This is a genomic window from Sphingomonas sp. CD22 (assembly GCF_034556155.1).
GTDB lineage: Bacteria > Pseudomonadota > Alphaproteobacteria > Sphingomonadales > Sphingomonadaceae > Sphingomonas.
Genome location: NZ_JAYDYX010000002.1, coordinates 457,276 through 469,875 on the forward strand (window position 1 = coordinate 457,276; position 12,600 = coordinate 469,875).

At 69.9% G+C, this 12,600-nt stretch carries 12 protein-coding genes; 3 read left to right on the forward strand and 9 right to left on the reverse strand.

The genetic code is table 11. The features are described from left to right. Positions 1-32 precede the first annotated feature (32 nt). From SFC76_RS05530 to SFC76_RS05560, 7 genes are read right to left on the reverse strand one after another with little or no spacing between them, the layout of a single operon-like run. Positions 33-464: a hypothetical protein gene (locus tag SFC76_RS05530; RefSeq protein ID WP_322848467.1), complete on the reverse strand. Its 432-nt coding sequence runs from the start codon at positions 462-464 to the stop codon at positions 33-35. After that, positions 457-1,785, reverse strand: a complete 1,329-nt coding sequence (locus SFC76_RS05535; protein WP_322848468.1) for a FliI/YscN family ATPase — start codon at positions 1,783-1,785, stop codon at positions 457-459. The genes SFC76_RS05530 and SFC76_RS05535 overlap by 8 nt, the downstream gene beginning before the upstream one ends. Further along, positions 1,779-2,540: a FliH/SctL family protein gene (locus tag SFC76_RS05540; RefSeq protein WP_322848469.1), complete on the reverse strand. Its 762-nt coding sequence runs from the start codon at positions 2,538-2,540 to the stop codon at positions 1,779-1,781. Before SFC76_RS05540 ends, SFC76_RS05535 begins: the two co-directional genes overlap by 7 nt. Beyond that, entirely contained in the window at positions 2,533-3,555 is a 1,023-nt protein-coding gene (gene fliG, locus SFC76_RS05545) for a flagellar motor switch protein FliG (RefSeq protein ID WP_416222386.1), read from the reverse strand. Before fliG ends, SFC76_RS05540 begins: the two co-directional genes overlap by 8 nt. Further along, on the reverse strand, positions 3,552-5,234 hold the full coding sequence (gene fliF / locus SFC76_RS05550) for a flagellar basal-body MS-ring/collar protein FliF (RefSeq protein ID WP_322848470.1): 1,683 nt from the start codon (positions 5,232-5,234) through the stop codon (positions 3,552-3,554). Before fliF ends, fliG begins: the two co-directional genes overlap by 4 nt. A gap of 3 nt (positions 5,235-5,237) precedes the next feature. Continuing rightward, positions 5,238-5,597 carry a flagellar hook-basal body complex protein FliE gene (gene fliE, locus SFC76_RS05555; RefSeq protein ID WP_322848471.1) on the reverse strand — a complete coding sequence of 120 codons (360 nt, stop codon included), beginning with the start codon at positions 5,595-5,597 and terminating at the stop codon, positions 5,238-5,240. Then, entirely contained in the window at positions 5,594-6,916 is a 1,323-nt protein-coding gene (locus SFC76_RS05560; RefSeq protein WP_322848472.1) for a sigma-54 interaction domain-containing protein, read from the reverse strand. Before SFC76_RS05560 ends, fliE begins: the two co-directional genes overlap by 4 nt. Positions 6,917-7,185: 269 nt before the next feature. Between SFC76_RS05560 and SFC76_RS05565 the strand changes: the two genes are divergently transcribed. Further along, positions 7,186-8,211 (forward strand): flagellin, encoded by a 1,026-nt coding sequence (locus SFC76_RS05565; RefSeq protein ID WP_322848473.1) that lies wholly within the window; start codon positions 7,186-7,188, stop codon positions 8,209-8,211. 222 nt (positions 8,212-8,433) lie between these two features. On the opposite strand, the gene SFC76_RS05570 is transcribed toward SFC76_RS05565, so the two are convergent. After that, entirely contained in the window at positions 8,434-9,357 is a 924-nt protein-coding gene (locus SFC76_RS05570) for an L-threonylcarbamoyladenylate synthase (protein WP_322848474.1), read from the reverse strand. Between the two features lie 36 nt (positions 9,358-9,393). Between SFC76_RS05570 and SFC76_RS05575 the strand changes: the two genes are divergently transcribed. Together SFC76_RS05575 and SFC76_RS05580 are read left to right on the forward strand one after the other, a co-directional pair. Continuing rightward, positions 9,394-11,112: an acyl-CoA dehydrogenase gene (locus SFC76_RS05575; protein WP_322848475.1), complete on the forward strand. Its 1,719-nt coding sequence runs from the start codon at positions 9,394-9,396 to the stop codon at positions 11,110-11,112. A 174-nt stretch (positions 11,113-11,286) separates the two neighbouring features. Continuing rightward, on the forward strand, positions 11,287-12,105 hold the full coding sequence (locus tag SFC76_RS05580) for an arylamine N-acetyltransferase family protein (RefSeq protein WP_322848476.1): 819 nt from the start codon (positions 11,287-11,289) through the stop codon (positions 12,103-12,105). A 100-nt stretch (positions 12,106-12,205) separates the two neighbouring features. Here SFC76_RS05580 and SFC76_RS05585 read toward each other — a convergent pair whose 3' ends face one another. Continuing rightward, positions 12,206-12,562 carry a GntR family transcriptional regulator gene (locus SFC76_RS05585; RefSeq protein ID WP_322848477.1) on the reverse strand — a complete coding sequence of 119 codons (357 nt, stop codon included), beginning with the start codon at positions 12,560-12,562 and terminating at the stop codon, positions 12,206-12,208. Between the last annotated feature and the right edge of the window lie 38 nt (positions 12,563-12,600).

Sequence of the window (12,600 nt, forward strand, 5' to 3'; positions counted from 1 at the left end):
GGCAATCTCGTCGAGAGGGTGTCCCGCTGCGATCAGCAAGGATCGTGCCGTTTTGCCTTCAGCGGCGAAACGGGCGGCGTTTCCTCCAGCGCGCGCATCTCGGCGACCGCGGCGGCGCGGCGGGCGCGGTCGAGCAGTTTCTCGATCGCGCTTTGGTCGCGCTTGGCGGAACGGGTCGCCTCGGCGGCGCGGTTGACGAACGCTTCGGCGGACTGGAGCCGCGCCTGCGCCGCCGCGGACGATTGGTGCAGCCGGTCGCGGAAATGCGCCTGCGCGCCCATCGCCGCCGCGCTGGCGTGCGTGTCCGGCGTCGGCGACACCGCATCGGCGAGCGCCTGGATGCGGCGGGCGAGATGCTCCTCGCTGGCGAACTTCTCGTGCGCGCGCACCTCGTCGGCGCGGGTCAGGCCGAGCTGGAGCGTGCGCACGCGATGGATGCGCGCAAGCTTCCTGGCGTCAGGCACCGAACACGCCGGTCAGCTCGCCGATCGCATCGCCCAGCGAGACGATCTCGTCCGATCCCTGTTTGATATATTCCATCACCGCCGGATGCGCGGCGATCGCCGCGTCGATCGCCGGATCGGCGCCGGGGCGATAGGCGCCCATCAGCACCAGATCGCGATTCTCTTCATAGGTCGCGAGATGGCGGCGCAGCACGCGCGCGGCATGGACGTGGTCGGCATGCGCGATGTCGGTCATCACGCGGCTGACCGAGGGGCCGATGTCGATCGCCGGATAGACGCCGCGCTCGGCGAGATGGCGGTTGAGCACGATATGCCCGTCGAGGATCGAGCGCGCCGAATCGACCACCGGATCGTTGCCGTCGTCGCCGTCGGCGAGCACGGTGTAGATCGCGGTGATCGAGCCGCCGGTGCGCACGTCGGTGCCGGCGCGTTCGATGAGGTTGGGCAGCATCGCGATCGCCGACGGCGGATAGCCGCGCGCGGAGGCGGGCTCGCCGAGCGCCAGCCCGATCTCGCGGCCGGCATGCGCGACGCGGGTGAGGCTGTCCATGATCAGCAGCACCTTCTTGCCCTCGTTGCGGAAGGCTTCGGCGATCGCGGTGGCGCGCAGCGCGCCGCGGATGCGCAGCACCGGCGAATGGTTGGCGGGCACCGCGACCACGACCGAGCGCTGGCGCGCGGCACCGGCGACCTTGGTTTCGAGGAAGTCGGCGACCTCGCGGCTGCGCTCGCCGATCAGGCCGATGACGATCACGTCCGCCTGCGCGGCGCGGACCATCATGCCGAGCAGCACCGACTTGCCGACGCCCGAGCCGGCCATGATGCCGACGCGCTGGCCCTGGCCGATGGTGAGCAGCCCGTTGATCGCACGCACGCCGACGTCCATCGGTTCGAGCACGCGGCCACGGTCGAGCGGCGATTGCAGCTTGCCGGCAAGCGGCCACGTTCCCGCGCCGCGGATCGGGCCGAGCCCGTCGATCGGTCGCCCGGCGCCGTCGACGACGCGGCCGAGCAGGGCCGCACCCACCTCGGCCTCCCCGGGCGAGCCGATCGGGCGCACCGGCGCGCGCGGCAGCAAGGCCGCGGGGCCGCCGAGGTTCATCAGCAGCGTCCGCCCGTTGCGGAAGCCGATCACCTCCGCCTCGACCTTGGCGTCACCATGGCCGCCGATCTCGCAGATCGTGCCGACGGGGAGCGACAGCCCGATCGCTTCCATCAGCAGCCCGTCGTAGGACGAGAGCCGTCCCGACACCTTGGGCGTCGGGCGGAAGTCGGCGGCGGCGAGCGTTTCGAGATAATCGGCGGTGAAGCGGTTCAACACGCGCGCGCCTCCAGCGGCGGTACGGGCACGCGGTCGATCGCCTCGGCGAGCTGGCCGAGCCACAATTCGGGGCCGTCCTCGACCAGCGTCGAGGCGCTTTCGAGCACGAAGCTGCCGCGCGTCAGCGAGGCGTCGCCGGCGGCGAAGATCGTCTTGGGCAGCGATCCCTCGACCAGCGGCAGGTCGTCGGGATGAAGCCGCAACAGCGCCGATTCACCGGCCTCCGCCAGCAGCTCCGCCGCCGCCTCGATCCGCGCGTTGAGCACCGCGGGCGCGACGCCGCATTCGCCGACCAGTTTGTTGACCAGCAGCAGCACCGTCTGGCGCAACTGCCCGGCAATATGGTCGCGATCGAGCTGGTGGCCGTTGGCGAGTGCCGCGGCGAGCTGGGTGAGCAGCGCCCGGTCGCGGTCGCCGGTGGCGCGCGCCGCGGCGGCGGCGGCGGCGAGGCCCTCGGCATAGCCGGCGGCATGCGCGGTCTCGACCGGATCGATGAAGCCGCTCGGCTCCGCCTCGGTGTCGAGCGGGTCCCAGCCGCGCGTCGGCTTGTCGCCGCCGGGGTCGGCGGGGCTGAAATGGCGCGGGCCACTGCGCGGCTCGGATGCCGGCGCGGCGGCGGCGCCGCCACCCATCGTCCGTTCCAGCGTCGCCCACATCTCGCGCGGCGAGAAGCCGGCGGGGGGCGCGAAGGCGGCCTGCAACAGATGCGCGGCGGTGTCGTGGCGTGCGGCGAAACCCGCGACGAAGTCAGACATAATCGTCGTCGCCTGCGCCCATCATGATCGTGCCGTCCTTGGCGAGGTTGCGGGCGATGCCGATCATCGCCTTCTGCGCCTCCAGCACCTCGGCGAGCTTCATCGGCCCGCGCGCCTCCATCTCGTCGCGGATGCCGTCGGCGGCGCGCGCCGACATGCAGCCGAGGAAGCGGTTGCGCGCCGTCTCGTCGACGCCCTTGAGCGCGCGCGACAGGATGTCGCCGTCGACGTTGCGGATGAGCGTGCCGAGATTCTTGTCGTCCATGTCGAGCAGATTGTCGAAGACGAACATCGCCTCCTCGATCGCCTTGGCGACGTCCTTGTCGATCTTGAACAATTTCGGCAGCACCCGCTGTTCGGTCGCCTTGCGCGCACCTTGCAGGATCTTCGCCGCCTCGCGCGTGCCGCCCAGCGACAGGCCGCTCGCCGAGCTGCCGCCGCCGCTGCCGCCGCGCCGGTTGGCGAGCACCGTCTTCAGCGTGTCGATCGCATCGGCGTTGATCGGCCCCAGCCGCGCGATGCGGTGGAGAATGTCGGGCTGCACCGCATCGGGCAGCAGTTCGAGCACCTGGCCGCCGACCGCGGGATCGAGATTGGCGATCATCACCGCGGCGATCTGCGGATGCTCCTTCTCGATCATCTGCGCGATCTCGCTGGCGTCGAGCCAGTCGAGCAATTCGAGTTCGCACGCCGCCTCGGGCGGGGTGATGCGGGCGAGCACGCTCTCCGCCTTCTCCGCGCCGAGCGCGCGGTTCATCACCGCCTCGATCCGCGGGCGCGGTTCGAAGGTGACGCCGGTACGCTCGCGCGCCTTGCCGACGAAATCGTCGAGCACGTCCTCCATCTCCTGTTCGGAGACGTCGGCGACCGCGAACATCGCCGAGCCGAGCTGGCGCACCTCCTCGGGGTCGAGCTTCTGGAGGATGGCCGCGGCCTCGTCCTCGCCGACCAGCATCATCAGCACCGCGGCGCGCTCGACGCCGGTGTAGGTGCGCGCGGGGGCGACGGTGGTCACTTGGCGTCCGCCTTGATCATGTCGCGGATCGCCAGCGCGGCGCGCGCCGGATTGTCGCGGGTGAAGCCGCGGACCGCTCCGATCCGGTCATCGACCGTCTGCGACGCCTCGAGCCGGTCGAGGCTGACCGCCTCGTGCACGGTGATGCCGTCGTTCTCGGCGCCGCCGCCCGGCGAACCGCCCGGCCCGGCGAGCGCCGGCGTCGCATCGTCGCGCTTCTTCATCAGGCCCTTGGCGAGCGGGCGCACGCCGAGCAGCAGGACGAGCAGCGCGATCAGGATCGCGGTGCCGTTGCGCGCGAGCACCGGCAGCCAGGCATTGTCGTACCAGGCCGGGCCGCCGGTGTCGGCGGAGGCGTCGGCGAACTTGCGGCTGATCACCGTCACCTGATCCTGGCGGGCCTGGTCGAAACCGACCGCGCTCTTCACCAGATCGGTGATCTGGCCGATCTCCATCGCGGTGCGCCGCGTCTTGTCGGGATCGCGCAGCAGCACGGCGACCGACAGCCGCTTGACCGAACCGGGGGCCTGGCGCGTCACCGACACTTCCTTGCCGAGGTCGTAGGCGCGCTGGAAGCTGTCGCTCTGCTTGTTGGGATTGGGGGCGGGGCCACCCGCGACCGGCGTCGGCGCCGCGGCGGGCGCACCGCTCGCGCCATTGGCGGGCTGCGGCGTCTGCAACTGGCTGGCGGGCGGCGGCGTGTTGGACAGCGCGCCGGGGATGCCGCCCGGCGTCGCCGGACCGTTCGCCTGGTTGCCGACCCAATTGCCGGTCTCGGCGCGCAGCGTGCCCGCCTTGTCATAGGTCTCGCGCGTCGCCTGCGTCTGGTCGAGGTTGATGTCGGCCTGCACCTCGGCGGTGAAATTGCCCGCGCCGACCAGAGGAGTGAGCAATTGCACCAGCTGCTGGCGGACCTTGTCCTCGGTCTTGCGCTGCATCTCCAGCCGCGCGTCGCTGTCGCCGTCGACGCCGCCGGCGCCGGGCTTGGACAGAAGCGCGCCCATCTGGTCGACGATCGTGACGCTTTCGGGCTTCATCCCCGGCACCGACGAGGCGACGAGATTGACGATCGACTGGACCTGCGCCTGGCTGAGCGCACGCCCGCCCTGCAATTTGACGACCACCGACGCCGACGGCGCGGCATTGTCGCGCACGAACACCGATGCTTCGGGCATCGCGAGATGGACGCGCGCCTCGGCGACCGCGTCGATATCCTCGATCGAGCGGGCGAGTTCGGTCTCGCGCGCCTGGCGCAGCCGTTCGCCCTCGACCGCGCGGCTGACGCCCATCGGCAATTGGTCGAGGATCGCATAGCCGCCCGGCGCCTGCTTGGGCAGGCCCTGGCCGGCGAGCAGCATCCGCGCCTTGCTGAACTGGTCCTCGTCGACGGTCAGCGCACCGGTGCCGTCGTCGATGCGGCTGGCGATGTTCGCCTGCGTCAGCGCGCTGGTCACCGCCTGCTTGTCGGCATCGGTCAGGCCGGTGAACAGCGTCTTCTGCGTCGGCGTGGCGAAGGTCATCCAGGCGAGCGCGGCGGCGCCGATCAGCGCGACGAGCATCGCCATCGGCAGGCTGCGCCGCACCGCGGGCTGCGCGAGCACGCCCTTGATCTGCAACAGCGGGTTGGCGAATTTCTCGGGCAGGGCCGAGGGCGAGGCGGGGGCGAGGGCAGTGCTCATCGATTACACCGGCATGCTCATGATGTCCTTGTACGCGGACAGCAATTTGTTGCGGACTTGCAGCGTCGCCTCGAACCCGACCGAGGCTTGCTGGCGGGCCAGCATGACCTTGGCGATGTCGACCGTCTCACCACGTTCGTAGCTTTCGGACAGCGCCGAGGCCTTGTTCTGGCCGGCGTTGACGTCCTTCAGCGCGTCCTGCAGCGTGTCGGCGAAGCTGGTCGGCTTCGTCGCACCCGCGGGGGCGGCGCCTTCGCTGGCGCTGGCGCGGCTGAGCGCCTGGTTGCGTTCGAGGATCTGCGCGCGCAGCTGCATCACGCGGTCGACGCTCATCGCGCCGCCGACTCCGGCCACGCCGCTCATGCCGACGCCGCCATGCTGAGCGGACGGGCAAGGTCGTTACCCTGTTCGCGCGCCTTGGCGAGGCGATAGCGCAACGTGCGTTCGGAGATGCCGAGCCGGCGCGCGGTCTCGATCCGGCTGCCGCCGCAGGCCGCCAGCGTCTCGCGGATCGCCTGGAATTCGCTCATCTGCACGACGTTGCCCAAGGTGGCGGGCTCGCTCGCGACCGGCGCAGCGGGATTCGCCGCCTGCGGGAACAGCTGCGTCACCGGTGCGGGCTCGCGGTGGAAGGTGAAGCTGACCGGACGATCGAACACGATGTGGCTCGCATCGATCGTGTCGCCGCCGGCGAACAGCAGCGCGCGCTGGATCACATTCTCCAGCTCGCGGACGTTGCCCGGCCAGTCGTGGCGGACCAGCGTCTCGACCGCCTCGGCGGTCGGCCACGGCACGACCGCGCGGGTGCCGGCATGGCGCAGGATCATCGTCGCGGCGAGCGCGGGAATGTCCTGCGGCCGCTCGGCGAGCGGCTTGGTCGACAGCGGGAAGACCGACAGGCGGTAATAGAGATCGGCGCGGAAGCGGCCGGCGGCGACTTCGCCCTGCAGGTCGCGGTTGGCGCAGGCGACGACGCGCACGTCGATCGCCTGCGGCACCGAGGCGCCGATCGGCACCACCTCGCGCTCCTGCAACACGCGCAGCAGCTTGGCCTGCAGTTGCAGCGGCATTTCGGCGATCTCGTCGAGCAGGATGGTGCCGCCGTCGGCGGCGCGGAAGAAGCCCTCGCCACCCGACGAGGCGCCGGTGAACGCGCCCTTCTGGTGACCGAACAGCAGCGCTTCCAGCATCGTCTCGGGCAAAGCGGCGCAGTTGATCGCGATGAACGGGCCGTTGCGGCGCGGCGACTGGTTGTGGATCGCGCGGGCGAGCACTTCTTTGCCGGTGCCGGTCGGGCCGTTGATCAGCACGGTGATGTCCGCCTGCGCGACGCGCTCGGCGAGCGCCAGCAGCGCGAGGCTTTCCGGATCGGCGGCGGTCGGCATCTCGGCACCGGCGACGAGCGCGCGGGCGAAGCCGTTGCCGACCGCGGCATCCTCGGGCCCGAAGGCGATGCGCGCCGGATTGCCGTTGCGCGAGGGCAGCACGTGCCGGCCCTCGCTACCGATGATCACCGACCGCGCCGGCGCCGGCGGCGCCTCGCCCTCGGCGATCAGGAACAGATCGGCCGCCCCGGGCTGCCCGGTCTCGTACGAGCCGAGGCCGAAGCCCTGCGCACGCAGGCTGGAGACGAGTGGATAGTGACGCTGCAACACCGCAGCGGAAGAGAAAATCGAACGCATTGCTATCCCCCAAGGACGAGCTCTCCAATGCGGGTTCCAGAGTAAATGCCGGATTAAAATTCGTTCCTGACCGGCAAAATTTTTCCGGGCGCGCCGCGCGCGTGCCGCCCGCGCCTCTACGCGCGCGTGTACGCATGCGAGGGACCGGCAAAATCGGGCTGCTGCATTTTTTCGCTAAATCCCCGTCGGGACTGGCCGTTCTCTCATTTGGCGGCTCGGCCCTCCGCTCTGGGGGCGGCGGGGAGCGCCGCAGCTTTTGGAGAATTCACATGACCGTCATCGGTACCAACATCGCTTCGCTGCGTTCCGCGAACGCTTCCACCTCGGCCAACATGCAGCTCTCGACCGCCATGGAGCGCCTGTCGACCGGCAAGCGCATCAACTCGGCGAAGGACGACGCCGCCGGCCTCGCCATCTCGACCTCGATGGGCGCGCAGGTCCGCGGCATGAACCAGGCGATCCGCAACTCGAACGACGGCATCGCGCTGGCCCAGACCGCCGACGGTGCCCTCAGCGAAGCCACCAACATCCTGCAGCGGATGCGCGAACTGGCCGTCCAGTCGGCATCGGGCACCTACCAGGCCGACGACCGCTCGAACATGAAGACCGAAGTCGCCGAACTGCAGAAGCAGCTCACCAACATCGCCGGCACGACCTTCAACGGCGTCGGCCTGTTCGACTCGGCGAACGACAAGAGCGTGACGATCCAGGCCGGTGCCGGTTCGGCCGATCAGGTCAACCTGAAGATCAGCAAGCTCGACATGGCGTCGGTCAGCGGCGTGGCGGGTGCCACGGTCGCCGCAAGCCTGGCGACCGTCGCTGCCGGTTCGCTGGTCGGCACCAGCCGCAAGATCACCGCGGAAGACGTCGCTTACGGCGCCAAGACGGGTGGCGGTGCCACCGCGCTGACCTCGACCGACATCGGCACGACGAAGACGCTGGCTGCCGGTGACACCTATTACACCGCCGCCACGACCGGCGACAACACCGGCGGTATCGACATCAGCACGGCCGCCGGCGCCAAGACGGCGATCGACACGATCGACGCGGTGCAGAAGTCGGTCAACACCACCCGCGCCTCGATCGGTGCCGGCCAGAGCCGTCTCCAGTCGGTCGTCAACAACCTGACCACCAACGTCACCAACCTGACCGACGCGAAGAGCCGCATCGAAGACGCCGATTTCTCGGCCGAAACGACCGCCCTCGCCAAGGCGCAGATCCTCAGCCAGGCGTCGACCGCGATGCTCTCGCAGGCCAACCAGAGCCAGCAGGGCGTGCTGAAGCTCCTCCAGTAATCCCAAGACCGGCGCCGGCGCTGCCCCCCAAGGGCGTTGGCGCCGACCGAGCTCTCCCCCCAAGGACGAGCAAAGCCAGAACCTCGGTGGCCACCGCCACCGGGGTTTTCGGCTATGTCGGTCCGGCGGACGCTGCCGGTCCCTAAGCCGGATCGACACGCAGGGTTTTGGAAAAAATCCTCCCCCGCAAGGGGAGGACTTTGATCGAACATCCACCCCGCTTTAACGGTGCGCCGCGCGGCCCAGCCGATCGTTGATCGCCTCGCCCAGCCCGTCGTGCGGCACCGGCGCGACCGCGATGGCCGTCCGGTCGCTGGCATCGGCGCGATGCAGCGCATCGAACAGCCGCGCCGCCGCCTCGCGCAGGTCGCCCGACGCCGAGAGGTTATCGTCGCCCGTTACGGCACCATAGCCGATCAGCCATTCCCCCGGACGCGCCGCACCCGCCTCCAGCCTTAGCGGTTTGCGCGGCGCATAATGGGTCGCGAGCTGCCCCGGCGCGGTGACCGCAGACTCCTTTATATAGGGGGTCGTCGCGAACGGCAGTTCGGCGGCGGTGATCGGCCCCGGCCGCAGGATCGTCCGCCCGGCGATGATCGTCGATTCGAGCCCCGCCTCGGTCGCCCCGTCGTCGAGGATCAGCGGCACCCGCGTGCCCAGGCTCGCCGCGACGTGCGCGGCGCGCGTCGGGCTGATCGCGTTGCTCGCATTGGCCGACGGCGCGGCGAGCGGGCGGCCGGCGGCGGCGATCAGACCCTGCATCGCGCGATGCCGCGGCACCCGCAGCGCCACCGTCGTCAGGCCGGCGGTCACCAGCGACGCGATCGGCGCGCCCGCGCGCAGCGGCAATACGAGCGTCAGCGGCCCCGGCCAGAACAGTGCCGCCAGCGCGCGCGCATCGTCGTCGAACACCGCGAGCCGTTCGGCGGCGGCGAGATCGGCGACATGGACGATCAGCGGATTGAAGCTCGGCCGCCCCTTCGCGGCATAGATGCCCGCCACCGCATCGGCGTTGCCGGCATCGGCGGCGAGGCCATAGACCGTCTCGGTCGGCACCGCGACGCATTCGCCGCGGGTGATTCGCGCCGCCGCCTCGGCGAGCGCGGCCGTGCCGTAGGGTAAGATGCGCGGGTTTGGATCGGCCATCCGTCCGGCCTATATCGCGTGCAATCCTAGGAGAGAATGATGTCCTTTACCGCAGCCGTGGCCGACCAGCGTTTCGTGCTGGAGCATGTCGTCCGCATCGCAGAAATCGCCGCGACCGAGCGCTTCGCCGCCGCCAGCCCGGACGTGGTCGACGCGGTGCTCGAAGGCGTCGGCCAGTTCGCGAGCGGCGAATGGGCGCCGCTCAACCGCGAGGGCGATACGGTCGGCGCGAAATGGTCGCCCGACGGTGTCCATATGCCGGCGAGCTTCGTCAAGGCGTATAAGGATTACGTCGAGGGCGGCTGGGGCACGATCGGCGTGCCCGAGGATTTCGGCGGCCAGGGGCTGCCCTTCGCGATCCAGACCGCGGTGCTCGACACGCTCGGCTCGGCCAATATGGGGTTCGCGCTCTGCCCGACGCTGACCGTCGGCGCGATCGAGGCGCTGATCCACCACGGCAGCGCGGAGCAGCAGGCGCTCTATCTGCCGCATCTGGCGACCGGCGACTGGACCGGCACGATGAACCTCACCGAGCCGCAAGCGGGCAGCGACGTCGGCGCGCTCCGCGCCACCGCCAAGCCGCTGGGTGACGGCAAATGGTCGATCAAGGGCACCAAGATCTACATTTCGTTCGGCGACCACGACATGGCGGACAATATCGTCCACCTCGTCCTCGCCCGGACGCCCGATGCGCCCGCCGGCACGCGCGGCATCAGCCTGTTCCTCGTGCCCAAATTCCGGTTGAACGACGACGGCACGCCGGGCGATTTCAACGACGTCCGCGTCGTCTCGATCGAGCACAAGATGGGGCTGCACGCCTCGCCGACCTGTGTGCTGTCGTTCGGCGATCACGACGATTGCATCGGCGAGCTGATCGGCGCCGAACATGCCGGCATGCGCGCCATGTTCACGATGATGAACAATGCGCGGCTCAACGTCGGCCTGCAGGGCGTGCAGATCGCCGAGGGCGCGACACAGAAGGCGGTCGGCTATGCGCTCGAACGCGTCCAGTCGGCGCGCGCCGGCTCGTCCAACAAGGAGGCGGTGCGGATCGTCGATCATCCCGACGTCCGCCGCATGCTGCTGCGGATGAAGGCGCAGACGCAGGCGGCGCGCGCGCTCGTCTATTATGCTGCCGGTCAGGTCGATCGTGCCGGGCTCGGCGACGGCGCGGCGAAGAACCGGCTCGAGGTGGTGACGCCGCTCGCCAAGGCGCACGGCACCGACATCGGCAACGAGGTCGCCTCGCTCGGCATCCAGGTCCACGGCGGCATGGGCTATGTCGAGGAGACCGGCGCGGCGCAATATTTCCGCGATGCGCGCATCACCCCGATCTACGAAGGCACCAACGGCATCCAGGCCGCCGACCTCGTCGGCCGCAAGCTGGCGCTCGACAATGGCGGCGCCTTCGCCGCGCTCGTCGCCGACATGCGCGCCGAGGCGGCGCATCCCGAACTGGTCGCGCTGATCGACACGGTCGATGCGATCGCCCGCCGCCTCGCCACCGCGGACGCCGACGACAAGCTCGCCGCCAGCTATCCGTTCCTGACGATGACGTCGGTCGCGGTCTGCGGCTGGCTGATGGAACGCGAAGGCCGGCATGCGACGGGCGACGAGGAGTTCGCGATCGTCAAGCGCGCCGCCGTCCGCTTCTACCTCGACCAGATCGTTCCCGAGGCGCACGGCCTCAAGGCCGCGGCAACGGCGAGCGCCGAAGTGCTCTACGCCGTCCCGGCAGAGGCGTTCGCCGCCTGAACTGAAGTCCTCCCCCGCCAGGGGGAGGTGGCAGCGCGCAGCGCTGACGGAGGGGGAGGAAAGGGCGGCAGCTATCGCTATATAGCGCCGCCTATCCGCCCCCTCCACCACTCGGCTGACGCCGAGCGGTCCCCCTCCCCCTTGCGGGGGAGGAATTGTCTCCAAGGACCCACCATGTTCGACCTCGACGCCTATCTCGCCCGCATCGGCCTGCCTGCCCGCGTCACGCCCGACGCCGAGGGGCTCGGCCGCCTCCAGCGCGAACATCGCCTGTCGATCCCGTTCGAGAATCTCGACGTCCGCCTCGGCCGCGGCATCGCGATCGATGGCGATTCGGTCTTCGCCAAGCTCGTGACGGCGAAGCGCGGCGGCTATTGTTTCGAACAGAACCGCCTGTTCATGGACGCGCTGACTGCGCTCGATTTCACCGTCCGGCCGCTGCTCGCGCGCGTCTGGCTCGGCGTCACCGACGCGCCGCCGCTGACCCACACGTTCAGCCTGGTGACGATCGACGGCCGCGACTGGATCGCCGACGCCGGCTTCGGCGGCAGCTACGCGCCGGTGATGGCGCTCGCCGACGGCTGGGAGGCGGAGGCGTCCGATGGCGCCTGGTTCCGGCTCGACCGCCACGCCGAGCACGGCTGGATGCTCAGCCGCAAGGGCGACCCCGGCTCGACCGACGGCCGCGGCACCGGCGAGGGCTGGCAGCCGCAATATAGTTTCCACGAGACCGCGGTGTTCGACGCCGATCTCGCTTTGTCCAACCATTGGGCGTCGACCGCGCCGCAGAGCCGCTTCACCCAGCACACCATCGCCAGCATCGTCCTGCCGCACGGTCTCGCCGGACTCACCGACCGCCGCTACCACCGCCGTGCCGGCGACAACCGCAGCGCCGCCGAGATCACCGACCCGCGCGTCTATCGTATGCGCATGTCGCTGATGTTCGGCATCGACCTGACCACCGAGGAAGTGGCGACTTTGGGGCTGTTCTGAAGAAGAGCGGGTTCGCGCGATGACGCGAAGACGTCTCGCCAGCCGCGCATTTGGTCTATCACGCAGCTCGGGGAAAACGAGACTGCGCGGACACGCCTTCCTACGCCTGCTCGCATTCCAGCAGGTCGGCGGCGTCCAAGCCGAGCAGGTCGATATAGCCACGGATCCGCGGCCATTGCGTCTCGACGAACGCCGCGCGCTCCGCCGCGCGCAACTTCTCGGACGCGCCCGGCAGCACGAACATGCCGACGCCGCGGCGGACCTCGACATAGCCGTCGTCCTGAAAGCTCTGATAGGCCTTGGCGACGGTCAGCGGATTGGCGCCATGTTCGGCGGCGAAGGCGCGCACCGAGGGGAGCTGGTCGCCGGCGCGATAGTCACCGCGCAGGATGCCCGCTGCGATGGTGCCGCGTAACCGGATATAGACCGGGCTGTCCTCGTTGCTGAACGCTGTCATGCTGACTTAATACACCAACCGCCAGAAAGGTCCATAAC

Excerpts from the sequence above, each read along its gene's own strand:
- SFC76_RS05540 (WP_322848469.1), bottom strand. The coding sequence starts at position 2,540 with ATGTCTGACTTCGTCGCGGGTTTCGCCGCACGCCACGACACCGCCGCG.
- fliF (WP_322848470.1), bottom strand. The coding sequence starts at position 5,234 with ATGAGCACTGCCCTCGCCCCCGCCTCGCCCTCGGCCCTGCCCGAGAAA.
- fliE (WP_322848471.1), bottom strand. The coding sequence starts at position 5,597 with ATGAGCGGCGTGGCCGGAGTCGGCGGCGCGATGAGCGTCGACCGCGTG.
- SFC76_RS05560 (WP_322848472.1), bottom strand. The coding sequence starts at position 6,916 with ATGCGTTCGATTTTCTCTTCCGCTGCGGTGTTGCAGCGTCACTATCCA.
- SFC76_RS05565 (WP_322848473.1), top strand. The coding sequence starts at position 7,186 with ATGACCGTCATCGGTACCAACATCGCTTCGCTGCGTTCCGCGAACGCT.
- SFC76_RS05570 (WP_322848474.1), bottom strand. The coding sequence starts at position 9,357 with ATGGCCGATCCAAACCCGCGCATCTTACCCTACGGCACGGCCGCGCTC.
- SFC76_RS05575 (WP_322848475.1), top strand. The coding sequence starts at position 9,394 with ATGATGTCCTTTACCGCAGCCGTGGCCGACCAGCGTTTCGTGCTGGAG.
- SFC76_RS05580 (WP_322848476.1), top strand. The coding sequence starts at position 11,287 with ATGTTCGACCTCGACGCCTATCTCGCCCGCATCGGCCTGCCTGCCCGC.
- SFC76_RS05585 (WP_322848477.1), bottom strand. The coding sequence starts at position 12,562 with ATGACAGCGTTCAGCAACGAGGACAGCCCGGTCTATATCCGGTTACGC.